Annotated in this window: 21 protein-coding genes, 1 tRNA gene and 1 pseudogene; 17 read left to right on the top strand and 6 right to left on the bottom strand. The window is 60.0% G+C overall.

What is annotated here, in order from left to right:
• A pseudogene (locus GTA51_RS20930) lies at positions 1 to 209 on the bottom strand (hypothetical protein); the annotation flags it as partial.
• 95 nt (positions 210 to 304) lie between these two features.
• On the opposite strand from GTA51_RS20930, the gene GTA51_RS09925 reads away from it, so the two are divergent.
• The 5 genes from GTA51_RS09925 (at position 305) to GTA51_RS09905 (ending at position 3,500) form a co-directional block, all read left to right on the top strand.
• The gene (locus GTA51_RS09925) at positions 305 to 682 is read left to right on the top strand and encodes a hypothetical protein (protein ID WP_160960710.1); all 378 of its coding nucleotides are present in this window, start codon (positions 305 to 307) and stop codon (positions 680 to 682) included.
• A gap of 272 nt (positions 683 to 954) precedes the next feature.
• A complete protein-coding gene (locus GTA51_RS09920; protein ID WP_160960708.1) occupies positions 955 to 1,512 on the top strand; it encodes a tyrosine-type recombinase/integrase in 558 nt (185 codons plus the stop codon).
• 235 nt (positions 1,513 to 1,747) lie between these two features.
• Complete coding sequence (locus GTA51_RS09915) at positions 1,748 to 1,975, top strand: hypothetical protein (RefSeq protein WP_043637976.1); 228 nt, start codon at positions 1,748 to 1,750, stop codon at positions 1,973 to 1,975.
• Complete coding sequence (locus GTA51_RS09910) at positions 1,976 to 3,073, top strand: tyrosine-type recombinase/integrase (RefSeq protein ID WP_160960706.1); 1,098 nt, start codon at positions 1,976 to 1,978, stop codon at positions 3,071 to 3,073.
• A gap of 76 nt (positions 3,074 to 3,149) precedes the next feature.
• Positions 3,150 to 3,500, top strand: a complete 351-nt coding sequence (locus tag GTA51_RS09905; protein WP_160960705.1) for a hypothetical protein — start codon at positions 3,150 to 3,152, stop codon at positions 3,498 to 3,500.
• Between the two features lie 152 nt (positions 3,501 to 3,652).
• Here the strand turns inward: GTA51_RS09905 and GTA51_RS09900 are convergent, their stop codons facing one another.
• On the bottom strand, positions 3,653 to 4,342 hold the full coding sequence (locus tag GTA51_RS09900; protein WP_160960703.1) for a restriction endonuclease: 690 nt from the start codon (positions 4,340 to 4,342) through the stop codon (positions 3,653 to 3,655).
• Positions 4,343 to 4,720: 378 nt separating this feature from the next.
• Between GTA51_RS09900 and GTA51_RS09895 the strand changes: the two genes are divergently transcribed.
• Positions 4,721 to 8,845: a HigA family addiction module antitoxin gene (locus GTA51_RS09895; protein WP_160960702.1), complete on the top strand. Its 4,125-nt coding sequence runs from the start codon at positions 4,721 to 4,723 to the stop codon at positions 8,843 to 8,845.
• Positions 8,846 to 9,043: 198 nt separating this feature from the next.
• On the opposite strand, the gene GTA51_RS09890 is transcribed toward GTA51_RS09895, so the two are convergent.
• Positions 9,044 to 9,120: transfer RNA gene (locus GTA51_RS09890), tRNA-Pro, on the bottom strand.
• 122 nt (positions 9,121 to 9,242) lie between these two features.
• Here GTA51_RS09890 and GTA51_RS09885 point away from each other — a divergent pair.
• Positions 9,243 to 10,793, top strand: coding sequence for an SDR family oxidoreductase (locus GTA51_RS09885; RefSeq protein ID WP_160960700.1), 1,551 nt, complete (start codon positions 9,243 to 9,245; stop codon positions 10,791 to 10,793).
• Entirely contained in the window at positions 10,793 to 11,278 is a 486-nt protein-coding gene (locus GTA51_RS09880; protein ID WP_160960698.1) for a GNAT family N-acetyltransferase, read from the top strand. The genes GTA51_RS09885 and GTA51_RS09880 overlap by 1 nt, the downstream gene beginning before the upstream one ends.
• A gap of 372 nt (positions 11,279 to 11,650) precedes the next feature.
• Here GTA51_RS09880 and GTA51_RS09875 read toward each other — a convergent pair whose 3' ends face one another.
• Together GTA51_RS09875 and GTA51_RS09870 are read right to left on the bottom strand one after the other, a co-directional pair.
• Positions 11,651 to 12,334 (bottom strand): hypothetical protein, encoded by a 684-nt coding sequence (locus GTA51_RS09875; RefSeq protein ID WP_160960697.1) that lies wholly within the window; start codon positions 12,332 to 12,334, stop codon positions 11,651 to 11,653.
• A gap of 315 nt (positions 12,335 to 12,649) precedes the next feature.
• Positions 12,650 to 13,741 carry a radical SAM protein gene (locus tag GTA51_RS09870; protein ID WP_160960695.1) on the bottom strand — a complete coding sequence of 364 codons (1,092 nt, stop codon included), beginning with the start codon at positions 13,739 to 13,741 and terminating at the stop codon, positions 12,650 to 12,652.
• 91 nt (positions 13,742 to 13,832) lie between these two features.
• On the opposite strand from GTA51_RS09870, the gene GTA51_RS09865 reads away from it, so the two are divergent.
• The 7 genes from GTA51_RS09865 to GTA51_RS09835 all read left to right on the top strand — a co-directional run bounded on the left by GTA51_RS09865 (position 13,833) and on the right by GTA51_RS09835 (position 20,116).
• Entirely contained in the window at positions 13,833 to 14,387 is a 555-nt protein-coding gene (locus tag GTA51_RS09865; protein ID WP_160960693.1) for a hypothetical protein, read from the top strand.
• 99 nt (positions 14,388 to 14,486) lie between these two features.
• Complete coding sequence (locus GTA51_RS09860) at positions 14,487 to 14,681, top strand: hypothetical protein (protein ID WP_160960691.1); 195 nt, start codon at positions 14,487 to 14,489, stop codon at positions 14,679 to 14,681.
• A gap of 21 nt (positions 14,682 to 14,702) precedes the next feature.
• Positions 14,703 to 15,521 (top strand): prolipoprotein diacylglyceryl transferase family protein, encoded by an 819-nt coding sequence (locus tag GTA51_RS09855; protein ID WP_160960689.1) that lies wholly within the window; start codon positions 14,703 to 14,705, stop codon positions 15,519 to 15,521.
• A 191-nt stretch (positions 15,522 to 15,712) separates the two neighbouring features.
• Complete coding sequence (locus GTA51_RS09850; protein ID WP_160960687.1) at positions 15,713 to 16,699, top strand: ABC transporter substrate-binding protein; 987 nt, start codon at positions 15,713 to 15,715, stop codon at positions 16,697 to 16,699.
• Positions 16,683 to 18,632, top strand: a complete 1,950-nt coding sequence (locus GTA51_RS09845; protein WP_160960685.1) for a SpoIIE family protein phosphatase — start codon at positions 16,683 to 16,685, stop codon at positions 18,630 to 18,632. The genes GTA51_RS09850 and GTA51_RS09845 overlap by 17 nt, the downstream gene beginning before the upstream one ends.
• Positions 18,633 to 18,753: 121 nt before the next feature.
• Entirely contained in the window at positions 18,754 to 19,155 is a 402-nt protein-coding gene (locus tag GTA51_RS09840) for a Ros/MucR family transcriptional regulator (protein WP_160960683.1), read from the top strand.
• Between the two features lie 289 nt (positions 19,156 to 19,444).
• On the top strand, positions 19,445 to 20,116 hold the full coding sequence (locus GTA51_RS09835; RefSeq protein WP_160960681.1) for a hypothetical protein: 672 nt from the start codon (positions 19,445 to 19,447) through the stop codon (positions 20,114 to 20,116).
• A gap of 44 nt (positions 20,117 to 20,160) precedes the next feature.
• Here the strand turns inward: GTA51_RS09835 and GTA51_RS09830 are convergent, their stop codons facing one another.
• On the bottom strand, positions 20,161 to 20,652 hold the full coding sequence (locus tag GTA51_RS09830; RefSeq protein ID WP_160960679.1) for a YchJ family protein: 492 nt from the start codon (positions 20,650 to 20,652) through the stop codon (positions 20,161 to 20,163).
• A 179-nt stretch (positions 20,653 to 20,831) separates the two neighbouring features.
• Here GTA51_RS09830 and GTA51_RS09825 point away from each other — a divergent pair, with 179 nt between their 5' ends.
• Positions 20,832 to 21,011 (top strand): hypothetical protein, encoded by a 180-nt coding sequence (locus GTA51_RS09825; protein WP_160960677.1) that lies wholly within the window; start codon positions 20,832 to 20,834, stop codon positions 21,009 to 21,011.
• 125 nt (positions 21,012 to 21,136) lie between these two features.
• A complete protein-coding gene (locus GTA51_RS09820) occupies positions 21,137 to 23,521 on the top strand; it encodes a methyltransferase domain-containing protein (RefSeq protein WP_160960675.1) in 2,385 nt (794 codons plus the stop codon).
• Positions 23,522 to 23,677: the final 156 nt, after the last annotated feature.

Genomic DNA, 23,677 nt, shown 5'->3' with positions numbered 1-23,677 from the left:
TAGCCAAAGATGGCCACCTGGCAGAGCTTCGTGAACCTCGGGTGCAGAGTTTCCCAGGAGATATGAAGTCTGGTGAGCACCGACGGGCGGTTGGAGGTTATGAGCAAGTCGGCGTCGGCGAGCAGTTTCCTGTCCCCGTGACCAAAATCCCCGGAAATTTGACCCTGGACCAATGCCTGTTTTGGCCCCTGAAAAATCGACCAATTCATGCGCAACTTCCGAAAAGTATCCACAAGTACGAGACATTTTGAAGTATCTATCCACGAATAGAGAAATTATCAATCAACCAAACAAAGGAGCTTGTATGAGCAAGAAGAACGATAACGTATCTGCGGATGTTCAAGAAGTCCCTGAAAAGAAGAAGATCGAATCGAAGTACAATCCTTCGATGCTTCGCGAGTGCATTTTCAATGGCATGGACGCTTCAGCAATTCTGGCAAGGATGGAAATCAAACACCGCCAGACTCTGAAGCAATACGTCTTGAAGCTCATGAGCGACGACAAGACCTACTACGAAGTCAAGGGGCTTTACCTCAAGAATTCGAGGAGACCAAAGGTGAACAACAAGATGGAACTCAAAATCTATCTGAAAAGCCTTGACCTTCAAGGCATGGTCATCAGCGACGGCGACGAATTTTCCGTCTTGGTCGAAGATCAAAAGATCATTTTGACCAAGGTCTAGCACGTTTGCCCTTTAGCATAGTCATATCGCAAGATGTGACTATTTTTGATTTCTTCGCGCAAGTAGCATTTAAATTGAGCAACTTCATACAGAAATACCTCTTATAGCGAATGTACGTTTTTATGTAAAAACGGACATTGGAGGCTTCAACATCGACTTCTGAAAGAAATCGAATGAGTTACCGCAATGGGCCTTGGAGCTCACGGGAGCAGGGGCCGATTGAATGTTCGATTCCAGCCTGACTGGAAGAGAAACAAGCATTGGAGGCAAAAATGAAGGTTGAACCCATCATCGACGTAAAGAGCATCAAAAGTATCAAGAAGATCCTTTCTGACAATCCTCGCGACAAGCTGCTTTTCATCATGGGCATCAATTCTGGACTTCGAGTCCAAGACTTGCTTGCTCTCAAAGTAGGCGACGTCAAAGACGTGAAAGTCGGCGACCGTGTGATCTTGCGCGAAAAGAAGACTGGCAAAGAAAACGTCTTCATCATGAACAAGGAAATCAAAATTGCTCTCGATGACCACCTAAGCCAGTTCGAATCCGGGGACGACAATTTTCTGTTCAAGAGTCGTAAAGGCCGCAACTATCCTTTAACGACCTTCGCCGTCACCAAGTACGTCAAGCGATGGGCAGAAGCTGTCAACCTCAAGGGGAACTATGGAGCCCATACGTTGCGTAAAACGTGGTGCTATCACCAGCGGAAGACTTTCGGCGTGTCCTGGGAGGTCCTGGCCAAACGGCTGAACCACTCGAGCCCGTCGATCACGCGCCGGTATCTGGGCATCCAGGAAGAGGAGGTAGAGGAGATTCTGTTGAACGTAATCTAACCTCAGCCGACGGGGCCGCCCCCGTCTTTTTTGAGCCCTTCGAAAATGCATTTTGTCTGCGCGGCGGTGGTCAAGTCGAAAGACCGTGCTTTTCCCGGTGCAAGGGAAGCTCATCGCCCTGTGTAAGACCTCATTGCTCGAACCATACGATTTTGATGCCATCTATTTTATTTCACACACTTTTTTAGGTCTCGATGGCACCTAAACCAAATCGCACGGATGAGGCAACCCAGACATGAACGAAAGCATCGGTCCCTTTTATAACTGCAAGGAAGCAGCCGACTTTTGTGGCTACTCCCATTCCTACTTCGAGAAGATCGTCAACCGCTTCAAAATCAGACGGTACGGCCCCAGCAAGAACCGATTCGCTCGCGCCGACCTTGAGGCGTTTATGGCGAACCCTGAACTCTACGCAACCGGAGCCTCCCGCAAGACCCGGAAGCCCATCACTTTGGAGGTATAGATGTCAGTCCACAAGCGTTCAAACAACGGCACGTATTTCGTGTCATACCGGGATGCCGACGGCAAGCAGCGCACCAAGACCTTCGGCACTGGCCGCGAAGGAAAGCGTCAGGCCAACAAATTCGACGAGGAAATCAAGGCCCGCAAGAAGGTCGAAGCCCCTTTGCCTGTCTTCGTGCCCGGCGCAAAGGTTTACCTCGACCAACTGGCCCAAGCATATATCAACGCCAAGAAGTCCGAAGGCCGGTCAGTCCGGTGGCTCCAGGAGCTCGCCACCCTGCTGAAGAAGCATTTCATCCCCGTGTTCGCCCAACGGCCGGTCGACGAAATCCGCTTCGAGGAAGTCATCGAGATCATCCGTAAAGAATATGCCGACCGTAGCCAGACGACGCGGTCGCGCTATCTGTCCTATCTCAAAATGGTTTTTCAGTATGGGGTGGACTACGAACTGACCCTCAAGAACCCGCTGAAACGCTGGAAGAAGCCGAAGGAACGACCCCGCGATACGAAGCTGACTGTCGCTGACCTCATGACCATCAAGGACGTGGCCCGGCCCCATCTCGCCTGGGCCATCGAGGTTGCCTGGAACCTTGGCGTCCGCACCGGCGAGTCCGAGTTGTTGGCCCTGACATGGAACGACATCGACTGGGAGGGCAACAGCATCAAGGTCTACGCTACCAAGACGAAGACCACCCGCATCATCCCGATAGCGCCCGAGTTCATGGAACGGCTCCAGACCGTTCGGGAAAAGGCCAAGTGTGAGCACGTCATCGAGTACCAGGGCAAGCCGATGCGGAAGTTTCGACGCTCGCTGAAGACGGCGGTGGAAAAGGCCGGCATCACCTATCCGGTCATCATGTATGACATCCGGCACCTCTTCGCCACGGTCCTCCTGCGGGAAGGCGGCGATGTCGCGGCCGTGAGCAAGCTCATGGGCCATGCCAGCGTCAAAATGACCGTCGACCAGTACTATCACCTGCTTGGTGATGAGAAGCGGCGGACCATTGCGAAGCTGCCAAGTTTAAGCCGGCCGGAGGACGCCCCGCACCCTCAAGCGGCTCCCTCCGAACCTCAACCCCCGGCCTCTGCCCCGGCATAGCCGGGATCGAGCTATACGACGGCCCTGGCCCGTGACAACGCCACAACCCAACCCCAACCGCTACGGAGAACGAACAATGAATACTTTCTGGTTTTTTTCGCACATCGACGGCGACGGCATCAAGCACTACCGCCAGTTCGAGAGCCCGGCTGGCCCGTACTATGCTGCGGCGTGGCAGGCCGGCGGCACCAAGGCCGTTGGCGGCAAGGGCACGATTACCGGCAAGCTCTTTCGCGCTCAAGAGCATGACGACCTCACCATCTCCCACGTCCTCGTCCGGGAAATTGCGGGCATCGACTTCGACCACCTTCGTGAAAAGACGGTCGCCAAGTTCATCACCGCGCTGACGAAGTACGCCGGCACCGAGAAGACCACGACCTTCGCCTCAAAGACCGCCATCGAGCGGTTCATCAGGGACCATGCCTAAGTCACCGACTGAAAATGACTTTGACGCACTGAGAGCGTATTAGACACGAGAGGGGGGGCCGAAAGGCCTCCCTATTTTAAGTTGAACAGGATGCTCAGAATCCTGCGCATGCTTTTGAACGTCTGCAAAAGCACATAGTTGTGTTGAGCAAATTACCTGCTTTGGCAATATGCATCGAGTTTGCCTTCAAGTTCTCCAGTAAGTTTTTCGACAATTTCAATGACCTCCTTTGACGACTCGAAGATCTTATCTTCTCCAAATAGGACTACTTCCTCTAGTGAGTCGCTTTGAAAAGGGTATATCCCGCGAAAAGCACGAGCAAGCAGGGCGCTGCAGCACCTTACTATATGATCCCCGGAATAACCAAATCCGCAAGAGTCCGGACGAAGACCTGCTTCAATACGGTCTTGCTTAGAAATACTCCAATATCTTTCTCTACACACTTCTACACGGTCATAAAGCTCTCTCAGATTCAGTGCATAAAAACTATTTTGTGCAATTTCGCGAACTTCGCCGAACGAAGTAAGCTGTACATTAGTTAGGACCGCTGCTTCCTGGGCACCCGATTGAAAGCCAGACTCAGATAGTATAATTCCTCTGTCTGCACCAACATCCGCGACTATTTCACGCAACGCTAGCACGTGAAGTTTCGTTACAGGTGTTTTCCACAATTTACATTCGACAATCCAAGTAATATCAAAACCGACATGACGTGACTTTACTAAGACATCTATGTCGTGCTTTGTCCGCACCCCATCAATAGTTATATCTGTCGATGCTTCAAGTCCTAGAGACGTAAAATATGTCGAGACGTCTTCTTGATATTTTTTCCAAGGTTTCAATGTCCACTACTCCTGGTGCACAATTCAATCCCGATTAATGCATTCTCAAATATGAAGCCTGACAACAATCCGATCGGCAGACCATGATTTAATCGCCAGGATTTCATCAAGGCAAGGGGCGAGGTTGAAGGGTTTGGCGGAGAATGCTGGCTTGAAGGGCGTCGTGAGCCACTCGCAAGGGGGGGCTACAGATACCCTAGATGCCTAACCCACTAAAATCTATGACACACTCTCGAACACTCGCAGCAAAGCACCAAAAGAAATTGCCAACATCAAGTTATTATTGATTAAAATAATTATTGTACTGTGTAGCGCGACACGATACACAACTTTCAAGGCTCTCGACGAACCCCGAACAGATCAACTCAGGAGAACCAGATGGCCGGCCCAAACGATGTTCCGCATCCAGGTATCCGCATCAAAGCCGAGGTAATCCCACAGGGAATGACCGTCATCAAAGCCGCTGAACTAATAGGCGTCGGACGACCAGCCTTGTCAAAGCTTTTAAACGGCAAAGCGGCCTTATCGATTGAAATGGCCACCCGCTTGGCAAAGGCTTTTGACTTCCCCCGCGATGCCCTATTAGAGATGCAATCGAAGTTCGACGCAGCTCAAGCGGACAAGATAACCGCCCCTGCCGAAATAAAGGCATACGTTCCTCCCTTTCTTGGCATCAAGGCCAACCAGATCGAGCAGTGGGTGCCCCACAATACCCCAGCCCGGTCGCGGCTCTCAGTTTTTCTAAGGACTCTGGTCCATTCAACGGGGCGATCGCTGACGAAAGTCGACTTCCCAGGAAACGATGATGCCGAGCGGCCGGGGTGGGACGGCTTTATCGAGACAGAGGAAGGAACACCTTGGATCCCTGCTGGAACGTCCGGATGGGAATTTGGAACAAACGAGAACATCAACCAAAAGGCCACTAAAGATTTCAACAAGAGCGTGAAAGCCCTTGGCCCAAAAGAACGTGATGAAATCACATTCGTGTTTGTCACACCTCGCAGGTGGCAAGGGAAATCAAAATGGATTGACACGGCCAAGAAGAAAGGACTTTGGAAAGATGTTCGTGCCTATGACGCAGTTGATCTCGAACAATGGATTGAGCAGTCTATCCCGGGTCAGGCATGGTTTGCCAATGAAACACATATCCCTTCGTCGGACGTCCGTTCGCTCGACAAATGTTGGACAGACTGGGCAAATGTCTCGAACCCTTCATTGACGGGCGAGTTGTTTAACCCAGCCATCAAGGCATTTCAACATACAATTCTTTCGTGTCTGTCTAAACCGTCAGACGGACCAGTATATATCGCAGCTGACTCAACAGAAGAGGCGCTTGCCTTCCTTGCCCAAATCATTGGGGAACGCGGCGGCGACGAGTTGGCAATCTACCGCGATCGCATATTGGTATTCGACAAGCCCGGCATATTACCGCGCTTGGCGCAGGGCGCACCAACTTTCATCCCAGTCGTGGTCACACGCGAGGTTGAACGAGAACTTGCACCATATGCAAACTCAACACCTTCAATAGTTGTTTATCCGCGCAACGTAGCAAATATTACCCCGCATATCACACTCGAGCCGATCAGCAACGAAACATTCAGCAACGCGCTAGAGGCAATGGGTAAGAAGCGCGACGAAATATCACGGCTCGAGAATGAGTCAGGCCGGTCATTAACCGTCCTACGCCGCCGTGTCGCAACTGTGGAAGCCGTGCGAACCCCGAACTGGGCAAAAGACCAGAAGATCGCAGCAAGTCTCGTGCCCTTTTTCTTCGCCGGAGCATGGAATAGCGCAAACGAGATAGACAAGATTGGACTCGAATTATTAGCTGGCGGTCTTAGCTATGCTGAACTTGAAAGACAAATTCAAAGTCTTACCCAGCAGGACGACTCTCCAGTATGGTCTATCGGTACATACCGAGGCGTCATCTCAAAAACAGACCTCCTTTATAGCATCGCCGCAATAATTACACATGACGACTTAAAGCAATATTTTTCAATGGCTCGCATGGTTCTTGGAGAAGACGATCCTGCACTTGACCTTGAAGAAGAGCAGCGATGGGCGGCAAATATTTACGGAAAGACAAGAGAATTTTCCACTACTTTTCGCAAATCAATCTCTGAGACGCTCGTTTTACTTTCTGTCCATAGCCATCTTTTCGAAGATCGTATTGGCGTCAATACAGAACAAGAAGCTCGGCAGGTTGTTCGTGAACTACTCCCAACACCGCTAACCCCCCGCATCCTGGAAGCAAATGACCACGATCTCCCGACTTACGCCGAAGCCGCACCTGACGAGTTCCTATCAATCCTTGAACGCGACTTGAAAACTACTACCCCAGCAGTTCTTGGTCTTATGCGTCCGGCGGACACTAGCCTGTTTGGAGCTAGCCCCAGTTACACCGGCTTGCTGTGGGCACTAGAAGGCCTTGCGTGGAATCCATCGACCTTGCCACGCTCTGTTTTCATTTTAGCTCAGTTAGCTCTGGCCGAACCCAACGACAATTGGAGCAACAAACCGACGAATTCCCTGCAATCAATCTTTCGAGCATGGATGCCACAAACTGCGGCCAACCATGAGGCCCGGGTAGACCTGATTAAAAAACTGGTTAAACGCTTCCCCAAGATAGCTTGGAAAATCTGTGTAGCCCAATTCAATGCTCATACTGATTTTGGCACATACAGCCACAAACCAACATGGCGTCCAGACGGTTACGGGTTCGGCGAGAGCCATACTACATGGGAACCCATTCATAATTTTCAATTCGAAATGGTTGCCATAGCATTAAACTGGGAAGAACACACACTTGAAACTCTATGCGACCTTGTCGAACGACTTCATATGCTTGATATCAATTATCAAAACCGCGTCTGGGAGTTAATTGAAAAATGGACAAAGACAGCCACTGATGCGGACAAATCCACTTTGCGAGAGAAAATCAGACTTTCTATCCTTTCAAGACGTGCAGTATTGCGCACAAATAAGGATCAACATTGGGCTGCACTGACTAGCAAAGCCAAACAAATTTACACGAGCCTAGAACCGGACGACATTCTGGAAAAGTACTCATGGTTATTCCGCAATGCTTGGGTTGATGCCTCTGCCGATGAGCTTGCATCTGCCGAGGAAATCAACTTCGAGAAACGCGATGAGCTTATTCAAAGACTGAGAGTCGAAGCTATGCGTGAAGTCATCGCCCAGCAAGGATTCCATGGCATCCTTGAACTAGCCAAGCGAGGCGGTGCTTCTGGTCAAATTGGATGGCTTTTAGCCGAAAAGCTACTCCCTGAAGATGAGCTTGTAGATATTCTACTGCTTGCATATCAACAACTCCAAAAGGAGAACGATAGTTATACTTCGCTAAGAGTTCTCATCGCCGGAGCACTAGGTACTATTTCTGACTTTAATACACGCGATCGAGTTTTGAGGGCTATCATCACAAATTTACCAGAAGAAGACACGGCACACATCCTCGTCTTCGCTCCCTTTTGCAAAAGCACTTGGTCTCTTGTTGATGAACTTAGAGATATAGCTCAAACAATATACTGGACTGACGTTAGGCCTGATTGGATTCAATTTTCTGAAGAGGAAAGCAATGAAGGTATCCGTCGACTTCTCAAAGCAGGACGACCGCGAGCTGCATTCTACAGCATCCGGCATTCTTCTCATAAACTAGAAGCTAAAACGTTATATAGTTTACTTTCTGCAATTATAAATGGCGGAAAAGAATCACCTGACGAATACCTGCTCAAACCTTACCACATAGACAAAGCTTTAATCTGTTTAAACAAAAGCCATGAAATTACTCTTGAGCAGAAAGCTCACCTAGAGTTCGCGTTTCTAGATGCACTTGTACACTCGTGGGGCGAAAAATCTGGAGAGCATGGTATTCCAAATTTAGAAAAATACATCGAACTTCATTCTGAACTATTTGTTCAGTTAGTCGCTTCTACTTACAAGCGAAGAGATAACCGTAATGATCCAGCCGAACTTCGTATTCCTCCTGACAAAACAAAAGAAGTATCCAAAAGATGTCATAAATTACTAGAAGCTATCACACGTATTCCCGGCCATGATGAGTTTGGCGAGTTAAAGGCTGAGCGTCTCGCGATATGGATTGCATCCGTGCGCAAAGCTTGCGCTGACTTAAGCCGTGCTGACGTTGGGGATATCTGCCTGGGACAATTACTTGCTCACGCGCCTGTAGGCCATGACAACATATGGCCTTGTGAATCTGTGCGACAAGTGCTTGAGGAAATCCAGTCGGAACAAATGATGAGGGGTATGCACACCGGCGCTTTTAACTCGCGCGGAGCTCGCTTCTCCGGTGAAGGGGGCGATCAGGAATGGACACTCGCCGAGAAGTATAGAAAATGGGGTCAAGCTCTTCAGACCTCATACCCATTCGTTGCTTCGATGCTTCTCTCAAAACTGGCCGATACATACGAGCATCATGCAAAGCGTGAAGACACTGAAGCGAAAATCCGTCGTCGCCTTCATTGAGGCTTTGAATCCCAGGATAACATTGCCGCTCTCTCATCCTCCTGATTTCCCAGAGGGATCCAGGCGACCCCCTGTTTTTGGGGACAAGGGGTCGGCCCGGTTACCCAGGCCTCTGGAATCCTTGGCCAAAAGGTTATCCAGGCAGGTTATCCAACAGAAAAAGGGGTCAGATCTTTCGATCTAACCCCTTGAAATCACTGGTCGGGATGAGAGGATTTGAACCTCCGACCCCCTGAACCCCATTCAGGTGCGCTCCCAGACTGCGCTACATCCCGACGCGAGGAGCGGAAACTAGAACCCAAACGCCGTTTTGTCAACACCAATTCCGGCCCGCTCCACAATTCCCTAAAAAAAACTGCTGCGTTGCTTCCTCGCCGACCGCCTGCTAGGATCGGGCATGCTCCAACACGATCCTGCCAGCATGGATGCTCCCATCCTCGTCACCGGGGCCACCGGCTATGTCGGCGGCCGGCTTGTCCCGGCCCTGCTCGCCGCCGGATACCACGTGCGCGCCGTGGGACGGTCCCTGGACAAGCTACGCTGCCGCCCCTTTGCCAGCCATCCCCGAATCGAACTGGCCCAGGCCGACAGCCTCGATCTGCCCGCCATGCGAGAGGCTGCCGCCGGTTGCTTTGCCGCCTACTATCTCGTCCACTCCATGCACCCGGACAACCGCGATTTCGCCGCCACCGACCGCGAAGCCGCCATGGTTATGGCTCGCGCCGCCGACGATGCCGGACTCAAACGGATCATCTACCTCGGCGGCCTGGGCCGCGACGACGATACACTGAGCCATCACCTCAAATCGCGCCACGAGGTCGGCAAGATCCTCGGTTACGGCCGCGTGCCGGTCACCGAACTGCGCGCCGCCATGATCCTCGGCTCCGGCAGCGCCTCGTTCGAGATCATGCGCTACCTCGTGGACCGCCTGCCGGCCATGATCGCCCCGCGCTGGGGGCGAAACCGCTGCCAGCCCATCGCCATTTCCGACGTGCTCGGCTACCTCGTCGGCTGTCTGGGCGAGCCCCGCACCACGGGCCTCACCCTCGACATCGGCGGCCCGGACGTGCTGGCTTACGGCGACATCTTCGCCATCTATGCCCAAGAGGCCGGTCTGCCCCGGCGACGCATCATTCCTGTGCCGATTTTAACCCCGCGCCTTTCGACCTACTGGCTGCAGCTCGTCACGCCCCTGCCCCGTTCGCTTATCGTGCCCCTGGTCGAGGGGCTGCGCAACGAGGTCATCTGCCACGACCAGCGCATCCTTGACCTCGTGCCCCGCCAACTTCTCTCCACCCGCGCCGCCGTGCGGCTGGCCCTGGACAAGGTCCGCCAAAACGCCGTGGAGACCACCTGCGCCGACGCCGGGGCGTCTGTCCCGCCGGAATGGACCGGCTGCGGCGATGCGCCCTATGCCGGCGGAACAGTCTATGAATGCGGCTATCGGGCTGTCCTGGACGCGCCGGTTGCGGCCGTCTGGCAGGCCGTTGCCCGCATCGGCGGCGATACGGGCTGGTACTGGGGCAACGGGCTGTGGCACCTGCGCGGCTTTCTGGATCAGCTCGTCGGCGGCGTGGGCCTGCGTCGCGTGACCGTGCGGCGCGAGGAACTGCGGGTGGGCGATCCGCTGGATTTCTGGCGGGTGGTGGCTCTTGATACGGGCCGGCGGTTAACGCTTTTGGCCGAGATGCGCACCCCGGGCGAGGCGCTGCTCGAATTTCGTCTGACGCCGGTCGGCGCGGGCGCAACCGAACTGGTCGTCCACTCCAAATTCCTGCCGCGCGGCCTGGCCGGGCTGGCCTATTGGTACGCCCTGCTCCTCCCCCACCATCTGGTTTTTGCCGGCCTGCTGCGCGGCATCGCCAAAGCAATGGGCGCAGAGTTTGTTTCGCCGCCGAAGCGGTTTACGCCCAAGCGGGCCGCAGCCTGCTCCCTGCCCCGGCGCTGATGTCCGACGCGCTGCCCCTTGTCATCCGCTCGGCCACCACGGCCGACGCGCCGGCTTTGGCCCGGGTCTTTGCCGTGTCCATCGAAACCAAGGCCTGCTCCGGCTACGGACCGCGCGAACGGGCGGCCTGGGCGGCCCGGGGAACAGCCCCGCGCTTTGCCGCCATGCTCGACGACCAACGTAATAGCCTCCTCGTAGCCGAATACGCCGGCACGGTGGTCGGCGTCGCGGCCTTGACGGCCAGCGAGGTGAGTCTGCTCTACGCCGCGCCTGCGGCTCCGGCCGGGACCGGCGGGACGCTGCTGGCTGCGGTGGAGGAACTCGCCCGCGAGGCCGGTCTGACGGGCCTGAGCCTTTGCGCCTCGCGCAACGCCCTGTCGTTTTATCTGCGCCACGGCTACGCAATCGTGGCCCCGGCCGTGCGGCCGCTGCCCGGCGGCGTTTCGCTGCCGGTGTGTCTTATGGCCAAGACTCTTGGCGCGTGAACCAGGATTGTTGGATTGATCCACCGCCAGGGCCGGCTTTGATCCATCGTTTCTGGCGCACCGGGCTGGCCGGCGACAGGCCGACGGCGGCGCATCTTTCACTTTTAGTAAACAATAGCAGTGGGATAAAATAAAATCAGTCGCGCCGGTCGCGGACAGGGAGTCCCGGCACGGGTGTTGCTGATCTTTACGCGTCGCGGCCTGACCATACCGCCGCATTGGCGAAGGGGGAGCGCAGGACAATGGCCGTCGTCGCGGGGCGGTTGCGCCCCGCGACGAGCCTGCGGTTGCCGCAGCCGGCGAGACAATCAGACGCCCGGTTGCTGCGACGCGGACCGGAGCTGCCGCAGCCAGCACCCAGCCACGGGCGGCTCAGCGGGCCGGGGTCGTTTGCTGCAGGGAAGCCAGAACGGCTCGAAAGCCGGTGTACCACGCGTTGGCCGCCGGCCCCAGGTGGCCGGCCTTGACCGCCTCGTGAAAGCGCTTGAGCACCTCCGGCCCGGGCTGCCGCCAGATGACGGCGCTGCCGCAATTGGCCTTGTCATGGCCGAAATAGCCGGGATCTTCCTTGACCACGGCCGCCGGGGGGAGGCTGTAGCGCAGGGTAACCCGTCGCTCGCCCGCAAAAAATACGGCCACCAACTCAAGCCGCAGATCGCAGATCTCAAACTCGCTGTAGACCGGATACAACACGGCGCTGCCGCCGGCCGGGAGGGCGACGACCTCGGCCAGTCCGGCCTCGCCCCCGCCGCCGTCAGCCACCGTGGCCTGCCCTTTGGCCAGGGCGGTGCGCTGGGCCTGCACCTCGGCCTTGGTGACCACGCCATCCCGGGGGAAGTTGCGCAGAGATTCCACGGTTATAGAAAGTGTGGCGTCGCCCGCATGGGCCGGCTTTTGCGGCGCAACAGCAAGCCCCGGGGGCAGATGCAGGGAAAGCCCCGTGCCCGGGATGGGCACCTCCCGCGTCTGCTGGCCGTTTGCGCTCTGAACCGGGATGGTGGCCACCAGACAGCAGACCGCCGCTACTACAAGCCAACAGGATGTGCGACGCACCATACCAGCCTCCTCGTCAGAATGTCTGACCGTGGTTCGTTGGAATGAAAAGGCCGGCGCTTCCCAGGGAAGCGCCGGCCCGAAATCTTTCGCCACACCCTGACGGCGGCTGGGAAGCACTTGCGCGTTCCCCATTTTCCTCCGCAGGCGGCGATTCCCGCCAAGGCAAACCCTGGTTTTTCCCGATTCGCAACCGACCGGATGACCAACCAGCCCCAACAAACCCCTTGAATAACTTCTCCCATTCAGGGGGGCCGGGGGGGATGATCCCCCCCGGTGGGGTCCGGGGCAAAGCCCCGGCCGCCGGAGGCAACCCTGCTACCGAATGGGCTGGAAATCCGGCGTGCGTTCCACCGGGATCATGCCGGCGGCCTCGATGGCGTGGCGCAGATCGGCCAGCGTCAGGCCTTTGGGGCTGTCGGCCCCGGCGTCGTGGCCGATGCGCTCCTCAATGATGGTGCCGTCGAAATCATCGGCCCCGGCCCATAGAGCCATTTGCGCCGTCTTTATGCCGAGCATGACCCAATAGGCCTTTAAATGCGGGATGTTATCCAGAAAAAGGCGCGAGAGCGCCATGACCCGCAGCACGGTCAGGCCGTCCGGCCCTCTGGCCCCCAGGACGTTGTTGCCCGGCTGGTAGGCCAGGGGAATAAAGCAGGTGAAGCCGGCGGTGAGATCTTGCAAATCGCGCAGGGCAGAGAGGTGGGCCACCCGGTCGGACCAGTTTTCGATATGGCCAAAAAGCATGGTGGCATTGGTGGGCAGCCCCATCCCGTGGGCCGTGGCGTGGATTTGCAGCCAGCGTTCGCCGGAAATCTTTTCCGGGCACAGCTTCTGGCGCAGGGCGGGCGAGAACACCTCGGCCCCGCCGCCCGGCAGCATCATCAGCCCGGCGTCTTTGAGCGTGGCCAGAATCTCGAACTCGGAAACGCCGCGCACATCGGCCAGATGGGCCACTTCAACGGCCGTAAAGGCCTTGATGCCGGCCTTCGGGCACTGTTTGGCGATGCCGCGCAGCATGGCGACGTAATATTCCAGCCCCAGTTCGGGATTAAGCCCGCCCACCACGTGAATCTCGCGGATGCGGGCCTCGCCGCGCCCGGCCAGCTCGGCCACAATCTCGTCCACCGACAGCGTGCGCGCCCCCGGCGCGCCCTTGGTTTTGCTAAAGGCGCAAAACCGGCAGGCATTGACGCACACGTTGGTGAAATTGATATGGACGTTGTGGACGTAGTAGGCGTCCTTGCCGTGCCGGGCCAGACGCACGTCCATGGCGGCCGCGCACAGATCGTGCAAGGGTGCAGACAGGGCCAGGATCAGCGCCTCGTCCGGCGAGATGCGGATGCCCGACCGGGCCTTGTCCAAAATGGCGGCAGTATCGTCGCCGTGGAGGGGTGTCGTTGCGTTCATGGCTTTCGCACGGTAGAATTTTTCGGAACAGCCAGCCCTCTACCCCTTTTCCGTTCCGTCCGCCAGGGCGGTGCGGGCGCGGAGGCCGATCATGCCACGTTATTTTTTGCATCTGCTCCTGGTGCTCCTGACCCTCTCGCCGGGAGTCTCGCCGCTGGTCGGGCCGGTGCGGGCCGCAGACGACTCCGGCCAGACCCTGTCCCGTTTTTTCCAGGCCAAGGGCAAGGATCTGCCGGCTGCGCCCATCGATTTCCAGATCATCGCCGGCTACGCCGTGCTGCGCACCGGCAACCCCGAGAGTTCGGGCCGCTACGCCATGACCTCGATCAATCTGGTCAAGGTGGCCCCGGACATCTACCGCCTGGACATGGCCCTGGAAAAACCCCTGGCCCGGGATGTGCCCACCTATGAGCCACCTTTTTTCTTTACGGAAAAGCGCACCTATTTTTTCTGGTACCAAAACGGCGAGGAGATTCTCTTCAAGGTCGGCTCCAAGCGCGTGCCGGTCAAACTCGGGCGCAAAGACGTCACCCGGGTGGATGTCCTCCCGCCCGACACCTACACGCTCAACCGCCAGAGCCTGTTGCAAAACATTTCCTTTGACGACGGCCCAACCACCATCCACCTGCAAATCAAATTCAATTAACGCCGCCCCCGGCAGGCGGCCCATCCAGGTTCGCCGGGATTGCGCCGCGCCCGGCCATCACGTACAAGAAGCGGCCCAATACGTTGCGGAGGATTACCCATGAAACGCGCCCTGATCGTCGCCACCAGCCTCTGCCTGCTCCTTGCCGGCTCGCTTTTTGCCTTTGCCCGCACGGCTCCGGGCGAGTCCTACGCCGCCTTTGCCGACGCCGCCTCAGGGGCCACCTGTTGCGAATGCGCTTCCTGCGGCTGCCTTGGTGCCAAATGCTCGTGCCTTGAGTGCGGCGGCAAGTAGCCGGGAACCCGGCACACCACCATGGGCGGTTTCCTCGCCTTCGTCCTGTCCCGGGCCACGGGCGTCTCCGCCTTTGCCATCCTTGAAGCCGGGTATCTTTTCCTGTCCCTGATCGGGCTGGCCCTTGTCTACGCCTTTGTTATGCGCGAACTGGCCGGCAACCCCGACCGGTCCCGCTATCGCCTGCTCTTCCTCCTGTCCCTGCCCCTGGGACTGGCCGGTGCCCGGCTGATTCCCATTGTCCAGGATGCCTTCATCGCCGGCCGCCTCACCTGGGGCCTTGTCACCCATGGCGGGCTGGTTTTTTACGGCGGCGGGCTGGCCGTCCTTGGTGCCATGTACCTTGGCTGCCGGCTGTCGAAACTGCCCCCCTGGCCGCTCCTTGACGCCGTGTGCCTCTATGCGCCACTGGGCCATGCCTTTGGCCGGCTGGGCTGCTTTTTCGGCGGCTGCTGCTTTGGCGCGCCCACCGAGTGCCTCGTCGGCGTGCGTTTTCCGGCCGCCTCCCCGGCCTTTTTGCAGCACCGCAGCCTGGGCCTGCTGCCCCAGGGAGCCGTGGCCTCGCTGCCGGTCCATCCCTCCCAGCTTTACGAAACCCTCGGCAATCTGGCCCTTTTCGCCCTGCTGGCCCTGCTGGCCAAAGGCCAACGTCCGCTGCCGCCCGCACGGCTGACCGCGTATTATCTCCTTGGCTACGCCGCCCTGCGCTTCACCCTGGAATTCTGGCGCGGCGACGCCATTCGCGGCATCTACTGGGGGCTGTCCCTGTCCCAGTACGTGGCCCTGGCCGTCGTCCTGGCCACCGCCGTTGCAGCGTTATCCCTACGGGAAAAGACGTAAGATGCCTCCGGCGGCCAAAGGGGTGACCCCTTTGGAATCCCTCCTGGAAGACAAGGGGTTATGGGGGGACGGCGTTGCCACGACGGTGGATGGGAGCGGGAAAGGCACTTTCGGCAGGCTTGACGGAAACCACCCTTGTTCCGGCGGGCCGCCACTATGCAAAATACGGCGAAACCGTTACGAAACAGAACATGTTCCAGGGCACAACACGCCGACGCATGGTTTGGACACTGCTGGCCGGGCTGCTGGCCCTGGCTGTGCCCTGCCTTGCCGGGTCCAACGCGACGCTGCAAAAGGCCACGCTCATTCCCCAATGGGAGCCGCAGGCCCAGTTCGCGGGCTACTACGTGGCTTTGGCCAAGGGCTTTTACGCCGCCGAAGGTGTGGACATGACCATCCTGCGCGGCGGCCCCAGCCGTCCGCCATCCCAGCTCTTGCGCGAAGGCAAGGCCCAGTTCGGGACGTTTTTTCTGACCTCGGCCCTCCTGGAACGCGCCGCCGGGTTGCGTCTCGTCAATCTGGCCCAGTTCGTGCCCCATTCCACGGTGCTGCTCATCGCCAAAAAAGCCGACGGCATCGAAAAGCCCACCGATCTCAACGGGCGGCGGGTGAGCGTCTGGGGACCGGAATTCCGCCAGACCATCGAGGCTTTTTTCCAGCGTCAGGGCGTGACAGCGACCACCGTGCCCCAGGGCTTTACCGTCAACATCTTCCTGCGCGGGGCCGTGAGCGCCTGCTCGGCCATGCGCTACAACGAATACCACGCCATCGTAAACGCCGGGCTCGACCCGGACGAGCTCACGGTGTTCGCCCTGGCCGATTACGGCCTGGATCTGCCCGAAGACGGCCTCTACGCCCTGGAGGAGACGACCCGCAACGACCCGGAGTTGTGCCGGGCCGTGGCCCGGGCCTCCATACAGGGCTGGCGCTGGGCCTTTGAGCACCCCGACGCCGCCCTGGATATCGTCATGAGCCATGTCGCGGCCGCCCATCTGCCCACCAACCGCATGCACCAGCAATGGATGCTTACGCAGTTGCGCCAAGCCATGACCGCCCCGGACGAACCGTTTGGCGCGCTGACCCGGGAGCGCTATGCGGCTGCGGCCGAAACCCTGCGTCAGGCCGGTCTGGCCGACACCGTGCCGGACTACGAGGTCTTTCATGTCCCGCTCCGGTAGGGTCCGCCCCGCCCACGGTCTGGCCTTTAAGCTGGCAGCCTGCATCCTCACCAGCGCCACCCTTATTTTTACGGCCGCCTTTGCCTATTATTACCATTCCTCCAAGGCCATGATTTTAAAGGGTGTTCGCGACAACGCCCGCAGCCTGCTGCGCGGGGCCGTGGCCCGGCTGGAGGCCCCGCTGTACGGCGCCGAGCGCCTGCCCCTGTATCTGGCCGACACGTGGGGCAGGGAACTGCCGCCCGTCGCCGACCTTGAAGCCTCCCTGGCCGATTTCCTGCGCACCAACCCCGACATCTACGGCGCGGCCGCCGCCTTCGAGCCCGGGGCCTTTGCCGGCCTGCCCCGCTTCGCCCCGTATTATTGCCGCAAGGACGGTGCAGTCACCAGGGTGTCGCTGGGCTACGAGGACTACTACGAGCTGGAGGACTGGTACCGCCTGCCCAAAGAACTGGGCCGGCCGGTCTGGAGCGAACCCTATTTCGACGAATCCGGCGGCGACATCGTCATGACGACGTTTTCCGTCCCCATCCTGCGCCCGGCCGAGGCCGGGCCGCAGCTTCTGGGTGTGGTCACCGCCGACGTCTCCCTGGACTGGCTGCGCCGGCAGGTGGCCAGGGTGTCCATGTACCATTCGGGCTACGCCTTGCTGCTCAGCCGCAACGGCGTGTTCGTCTCCCATCCCGACAACCGGCTGATCATGCGCGAGAGCATCTTCAGTCTGGCCGAAGCCAAAAACGCCCCGGAACTGCGGGCTCTCGGCCGCCGCATGATCCAGGGCGAAGAGGGTTTTGCCCGGCTGCCCGATTTCATCCTCGGCAAGCCGGCCTGGCTGGCCTTTGCCCCCATGCCGACCACGGGCTGGTCCATGGGCGTCATCGTGCCCGACGACGAACTGTTTGCCGATCTGCGCCAGCTTGGCCGGCAGGTGGCCATCCTTGGGGCAGTGGGTTTCACCGCCCTGCTCCTGGTCATTGCCGCCATCGCCGCCGCCATCACCCGGCCGCTGTCCCGGCTGGCCGACACCGCCTCCCAGATCGCCCAGGGCAACCTGGACACGCCGGTGCCCGTGGGCCGGGGCGGCGACGAGGTGGGGGCGCTGTCGCGGTCGTTTGAGCAGATGCGGCTGGCCCTTCGCGACTACATCGCCGATCTGACCGCCACCACCAAGGCCAAGGAACGCCTGGAATCCGAGCTGAAAATCGCCCGCACCATCCAGATGAGCTTTTTGCCGAAAAAATTCCCGCCCTTCCCGGACATCGACGCCTTTGCCCTGCACGCCGGCCTCGTGCCGGCCTGGGAGGTGGGAGGCGATCTGTACGACTTCTTCCTGCTCGGCCCCAACAAGCTGCTGTTTCTGGTCGGCGACGTCTCGGGCAAGGGTGTTCCGGCGGCGCTTTTCATGGCCGTGACCAAAACCCTCGTCAAAGGCATTGCCGAACAGGAGTCCGATCCGGCCGAGATCCTCACCAAGGTCAACCTGGAACTGTGCGTGGACAACGAGTCCATGCTCTTCGTCACCATGTTCCTGGCCATCCTGGACTTCACCACTGGCGAGATGACCTTTTCCAACGCCGGCCACAATCCGCCGGCCCGCATCGCCCCGGATGGGACGGTGTCCTGGCTGTCCCTGCCGCGCGGCCTGTTTTTGGGCATCATGGAAGATTCCGTCTACCGCACCAGCACCGTGACCCTGGCCCCCGGGGAAAAGCTCTTTGCTTTCACCGACGGCGTCACCGAAGCCCAGGACAGCGCCCAGGCACTCTTTGGCAACGACCGTCTCCTGGCCGCTCTGGTCCGATGCGCCGGCCTGGAGCCCGAAGCACTGGACGCCGCTGTCATGCAGGCCGTCAACGAATACGCTGGCGAGGCCGAGCAGGCCGACGATATCACCGTGCTGACGCTGCTGTATCGCGGCGAAGTGAAGTCCTGACACGCAACGAAATGCCTACACTGCGTCTTGTAGAGCGCTTGGCAAACGTGCCCGGCGAATTTGGTTGCAATTCTGCTTTGTCCACCTTATGGGGTGGGGAAGTCATCAGCAGGAGATGCAAATGGAAGAATACTTGAAAGCAGCCTTGGAGATCGTCAAGGCCCAGGCTTCGGTCAGAACCATGACCGACGACGAAATCACCTCGATGCTCCGCAAAGTTGCGGCGGGCATCCAGGCCGCAGCGGAAGCGGAGGCCGCTCCGGCCGAACCCGCAACACCGGCGCTTGACCCGGCCAAGGCCGTCAAGGAAAGTAGCGTCATCTGCCTGGAGTGCGGCAAGTCGTTTAAGGTGCTGACCAAAAAGCACCTGTCTGCCCACAACCTCACCCCTGAGGAATATCGGGCCAAGTACGGCTACAAAAAGGGTGCGCCCCTGGCCGCCAAGTCGCTGCAGCGGGAACGCCGCAAAAAAATGAAGGACATGCGCTTGTGGGAGAGACGGCGCAAGGTCGTCGCCGAGTAACACCGGCCGATCCGTCCGTGCATCAGGCGCGGCCCGGACATCCGGTCTTGCGGCATCTCCCGCAATGCGCCCTGGCGCAATACGGGGATGCCGCCATGTCGTTTCCCTGCGTGGGCAGCCCCAGGTGTCCCCTGGGGACGACAGAGAGACCGATCCGGGTCGCTTTCCCCGGCGAACCGGCCACGCCGCCCCCCGCTGCCAACCCCGTCAGCGGCGCACCGTTGGCACCCGCAGCCCGGCCCTGCCCCACCCGGCTGCCCGGCCCCACCCTTTCGCCGCGAGGTCTGCCGTGTCCTGTCTGGAAGATGCCATCGTCTCGGTGCGAGACAGCCTGACCTGGAGCGTCGAGGAAATGCCCTCTGACGCCGAAATCGCCGATGGCTGGTCCAATCCCGACACCCGCACCCATGTGTTCGTTTCGCCACGCCGGCCGGCCCATCGCCTGGACGTGCTGACCGAACTGGCCCATGCCGCCCTGTGCGAAAAAATGCCCCGCCTTTTTTCCACCACCAAAGTCTGGGGCGTGTCCCTGCACGGCCACGCCGTGGCCCGCAAACACCTCCTGCGCGCCGCCCGCAACTGGTTCGTGGACGCCGTGGTGCGCGACCTGTGCCCCCAAGATTTCGACGACGCCCTGGCCGTCGCCCTGGTCCCCGCCCTGGAAAGGGCCAGCGTCCCCTGCCCCTTTCTCCTGGACCGCTACACCCTCAGCCAGGACGAACGCCAACGCCTGGCCGACGCCCGCCGCCTCGCCGCCGCCAAGCACTGGCTCGGCCGCGAAAGCACGCTGCGCGATCCCGTCACCGCCGCCCTGGCCGCCGCCTACGCCGCCACACCACCCGAAACACCCACCATGCCGGGCTTTCTGGCCGTGGCCAACGGCCTGTGCGCCGCCCTTGGCCGCCGCCCCTTCACCCCCGAACCGCGCAAAGGCTACTGGATGGTCAGCGACCCAGGGTAGCGAGGGCGAAGACGAAGCGTGTCCACGGCCGCCGGGCCCTCACATCAGCCGCAGCACCGCTTGAATTTTTTCCCGCTGCCGCAGGGACACGGCTCGTTGCGTCCGGCCTTGGGGGCTGCCGCCGACTCGGGAACCGCTTCGCCGTCCAGGCGGCCGTCAACGTAAAACCAGCTGCCGCCTTTTTTCCGAAACCGGCTGGTTTCGCGCACCTCCGACTCCTCTCCGTCTTTGGCGTAGGTGGCAATAAATTCCACCACGCCGTCTTCCTCGCCCGGACCGCCCCGGTCCGTAGCCAGAATACGCAGCCCCTTCCAGGTCACGTCGGCGTTCCAGGTTAAGAGGGCATCGGCGTCAAAGGACGACCGTTTGCGTGGCATAAGGGTTTCTTCAAGATAGGCCGCGTCGCTTTGCACATAGGCCGTGTAGCGCGAACGCATCAGCGCCTCGGCTGTTTGGGCGCGACGGGTGCGGGCCAGCAGCGGGCCGCAACAATCGGCGTAGGCCGAACCGGACCCGCAGGGACAATCTTTCGTCATGACGCTTCCTTTTTTCAAGATAGCTGGGAGAATCGGACCGGGATGATTTCACAGGCCCATCCCCAGGTCAACGTCCGGGCAGGTGGCCGGGCCGTCTGTCCCGCCACCAGCGCCATCTTCCGGGGTGGGCTGTCCGGGCCGGGATGGACGCTGCCGGCCAGGCCTGCTAGTGTGGCTTTATGCAGTGGATCACCTTCATCATTGCCGGCGGGCTCCTCGCCGGCTTCCTGGCCGCCCTGATTGCCCTGACCGCCAAACACCAAAACCCCGGCGTCGTGCCCGGCGGATTTAATTTCGACCGCTACAAGGCCAGCGAACTGTCCCAGCGCGGGTTGTTCGACAAGACCAGATGGCGCTGACCCGCCGCAGGGTGCGCGCCATCATTGTGCCTCCCGGGCTTGTCAGGCCCGTTGCGACGGGCTAGGAACGAACCTCGGCGACTACGCCGAACGCCGTTACGCCCTCGCAGCCCAGGAGCGCCGTTATGCCTTTTGACCCTGCCCGTTGGACCCGCCTTGCTGTTGGTGACGCGGCCCTTTATATCCATCCTGAAGGACCGGACTGGTTTGTGCCAAACGCCCCGGGCGACGCTGTCCTGGCCGAGGCCCTGGCCGGACGTCCCATAAGCTGCGAAGCCGCCCTGTTCCTGGGCCGGCTGCCCGAGGCCGCGCCGGCTCCCTACGCCGGACGCCACGCCGCCCTGGCCTTGACCGGGCTTCGCGAGTTGTGGCTGCACGTCACCAACCGCTGCAATCTGGCCTGCCGCCATTGCCTGTTTTGTTCCGGCCCGGCCGTGGCCCTGGAATTGCCCACCGAGACCGCGATAGCGCGCATCGCCCAGGCCGCCGCCCTGGGCTGCCGGGTCTTTGCCTTTACCGGCGGCGAGCCGTTTTGCCATCCGGGCTTTGGGGCCATGGTTGCGGCCGCCCTGGATGTTGGCGGCAGCCATGTGGTCATCCTCACCAACGGCACGGGCTTTTCCGAGGCTGCCGCCACCATCGGCCGCTGGCCCCGGGATCGGGTCCATTTCCAGGTCAGTTGCGACGGGCTGGCCCCGCGCCACGACCATATGCGCGGTCCCGGGGCCTTTGCCCGCCTGATCGAAGATCTGGCCGCCGCCCGCCGGCTCGGCTTCGGCCTGACCCTGTCGTTTTGCCCGACAACCGATAATCTGGCCGATCTGCCGGCCATGGTCGCTCTGGCCGCCTCGGTGGGGGCAGCGGGCCTGCATTGCATGTGGCATTTCGCCGCCGGACGCGGCCGGGACGACGCCCGGCCGGATACCGACGCCCTTTTTGCCGCCATGGTCGAGACTGCCACCCTGGCCGAAGCGGCCGGTGTGGCCTGCGACAATCTGGCCGCCCTGGCCAGCCAGGTCTTTTCCCCGGCCGGCACCCGCCACGACGGGGTCACGGCCGGCTGGGAATCGGTGGCCATCGGTCCGGACGACCGGCTCTATCCGAGTCCGGCCCTTATCGGCGAAGCAGCCGTGGCCACGCACCTGGCCGAGCCGGGCGGCCTGGAAGCGGCCTGGCGCAACAGCCCTGTCCTTGACGGCCTGCGCCGGCTCACCGTCGCCGGTACGACCTCGCCCTGGCGCTACATCCTCGGCGGCCCCGACCCGGACCATGCCTTCCGCCACGATGGCCGCTTTGACGGCGAAGACCCGTACCTGCCGCTGCGCCAGCGCCTAGCCGCCTGGAGCATCCTGCGCGAGGCCGAGGCCGTGCCCGAGGGCAGGCCCGAGCGGCCCGGGCTGCGGCTTAAAATGGGCGAGACCCACGAGAGCTGCCACGCCCACGGCGAAGTGGCCCTGGCCCACACCAATTGCCTGCTGTCCCTGGCCGACAACGCAAGCCTTGGCCATATCAAAGATTTTTACACCGAAGCCGCGGTTGTGGAAAAAGGCGACATCGTCAACCCGGTACGCTATCCCCTGGACATGGTGGCGCATATCCCGCCGTACTACCGGGTGCGCGGCTACGGCTGCGGCTCGCCTATTGCCGATGCCGGCCTTGCCCCGGGGGAAACGGCGGTGGATTTGGGCTGCGGGGCCGGGGTGGAATGCCTTATCGCCGCCAAACAGGTGGGTCCGACCGGCCGGGCCATCGGCATCGACATGCTGCCGGCCATGCTGTCCCGGGCGGTTGCTGCCGCCGCTGCCACCGCCGCCGGGCTTGGCTATGCCAACGCCGTTTTTTTCCAGGGCTATCTCGAAGCCCTGCCCCTGGCCGACGCAACGGCCGATTGCATCACGTCCAACTGCGTGCTCAATCTTTCCACCCGCAAACGCCGCCTGTACGCCGAAATCTTTCGCATTTTAAAACCCGGCGGCCGCATCGTCTTTTCCGACGTGGCCACCGAGACGCCGGCCACAGCCGCCATCTGCAACGATCCGACCCTGCGTGGCGAGTGCATCTCCGGCACGCTCACCCAACGCGATCTCTTTGCCATCCTGGAAGAATCGGGCTTTGTCGCCCTGCGCCTCATCCGCCGCTTCCCCTATAGGGTGGTGGGCGGCCACGACTTTTATTCCGTCACCGTCGAGGCCCGCAAACCCCAGCTCGCACCTCCCCGGCGCAAGGTGCTCTACCGGGGGCCGTTTCGGGCCGTGGTCACAGCCTCGGGCGAAGTGGTACGGGCCGGCGAGGTGCGCGAAATCGCTCTCCATGAGGACGATCCGGCCGGGGCCATGCTGCTGCTCCTGGACGAGCGGGGCCAGATCGCCAACCCGGACTTTGACGCCGGCGGTGCCGCATGCTGCTGCGGGCCAAACCCCGAGTTGGCCCGACTGCTGGACAAGCAGTCCAGCCGCGACGACTTACAGCCCCTGGGATTGGCACCCCCCGCCAACGCAGCGCTGCGTTGACCAAAAGCGCACGCTGGCGCAAAGCGCTGCACGTTGTAAACAGCGCGTACAATAATGCAAATTCTACCATTGCTGCGTCTGGCGTGTTGCGCTTTGGGGGGCATTGCGCTACGCACTCCCAACCGTAGCCCATGCAGAGCCCCGCAAGGCGTTGGA

It is taken from the genome of Solidesulfovibrio aerotolerans (assembly GCF_009856865.1).
GTDB classification, from domain to species: Bacteria; Desulfobacterota; Desulfovibrionia; order Desulfovibrionales; family Desulfovibrionaceae; genus Solidesulfovibrio; species Solidesulfovibrio aerotolerans.
The sequence above is the reverse complement of the archived record's forward strand: the minus strand, read 5'-3'. Positions and strand labels throughout refer to the sequence as shown.

What these genes read in the sequence shown, in the direction of transcription:
- GTA51_RS09925 (WP_160960710.1), top strand. Translation starts at nt 305, where the DNA reads ATGAGCAAGAAGAACGATAACGTATCTGCGGATGTTCAAGAAGTCCCT.
- GTA51_RS09920 (WP_160960708.1), top strand. Translation starts at nt 955, where the DNA reads ATGAAGGTTGAACCCATCATCGACGTAAAGAGCATCAAAAGTATCAAG.
- GTA51_RS09915 (WP_043637976.1), top strand. Translation starts at nt 1,748, where the DNA reads ATGAACGAAAGCATCGGTCCCTTTTATAACTGCAAGGAAGCAGCCGAC.
- GTA51_RS09910 (WP_160960706.1), top strand. Translation starts at nt 1,976, where the DNA reads ATGTCAGTCCACAAGCGTTCAAACAACGGCACGTATTTCGTGTCATAC.
- GTA51_RS09905 (WP_160960705.1), top strand. Translation starts at nt 3,150, where the DNA reads ATGAATACTTTCTGGTTTTTTTCGCACATCGACGGCGACGGCATCAAG.
- GTA51_RS09895 (WP_160960702.1), top strand. Translation starts at nt 4,721, where the DNA reads ATGGCCGGCCCAAACGATGTTCCGCATCCAGGTATCCGCATCAAAGCC.
- GTA51_RS09885 (WP_160960700.1), top strand. Translation starts at nt 9,243, where the DNA reads ATGCTCCAACACGATCCTGCCAGCATGGATGCTCCCATCCTCGTCACC.
- GTA51_RS09880 (WP_160960698.1), top strand. Translation starts at nt 10,793, where the DNA reads ATGTCCGACGCGCTGCCCCTTGTCATCCGCTCGGCCACCACGGCCGAC.
- GTA51_RS09875 (WP_160960697.1), bottom strand. Translation starts at nt 12,334, where the DNA reads ATGGTGCGTCGCACATCCTGTTGGCTTGTAGTAGCGGCGGTCTGCTGT.
- GTA51_RS09870 (WP_160960695.1), bottom strand. Translation starts at nt 13,741, where the DNA reads ATGAACGCAACGACACCCCTCCACGGCGACGATACTGCCGCCATTTTG.
- GTA51_RS09865 (WP_160960693.1), top strand. Translation starts at nt 13,833, where the DNA reads ATGCCACGTTATTTTTTGCATCTGCTCCTGGTGCTCCTGACCCTCTCG.
- GTA51_RS09860 (WP_160960691.1), top strand. Translation starts at nt 14,487, where the DNA reads ATGAAACGCGCCCTGATCGTCGCCACCAGCCTCTGCCTGCTCCTTGCC.
- GTA51_RS09855 (WP_160960689.1), top strand. Translation starts at nt 14,703, where the DNA reads ATGGGCGGTTTCCTCGCCTTCGTCCTGTCCCGGGCCACGGGCGTCTCC.
- GTA51_RS09850 (WP_160960687.1), top strand. Translation starts at nt 15,713, where the DNA reads ATGTTCCAGGGCACAACACGCCGACGCATGGTTTGGACACTGCTGGCC.
- GTA51_RS09845 (WP_160960685.1), top strand. Translation starts at nt 16,683, where the DNA reads ATGTCCCGCTCCGGTAGGGTCCGCCCCGCCCACGGTCTGGCCTTTAAG.
- GTA51_RS09840 (WP_160960683.1), top strand. Translation starts at nt 18,754, where the DNA reads ATGGAAGAATACTTGAAAGCAGCCTTGGAGATCGTCAAGGCCCAGGCT.
- GTA51_RS09830 (WP_160960679.1), bottom strand. Translation starts at nt 20,652, where the DNA reads ATGACGAAAGATTGTCCCTGCGGGTCCGGTTCGGCCTACGCCGATTGT.
- GTA51_RS09825 (WP_160960677.1), top strand. Translation starts at nt 20,832, where the DNA reads ATGCAGTGGATCACCTTCATCATTGCCGGCGGGCTCCTCGCCGGCTTC.
- GTA51_RS09820 (WP_160960675.1), top strand. Translation starts at nt 21,137, where the DNA reads ATGCCTTTTGACCCTGCCCGTTGGACCCGCCTTGCTGTTGGTGACGCG.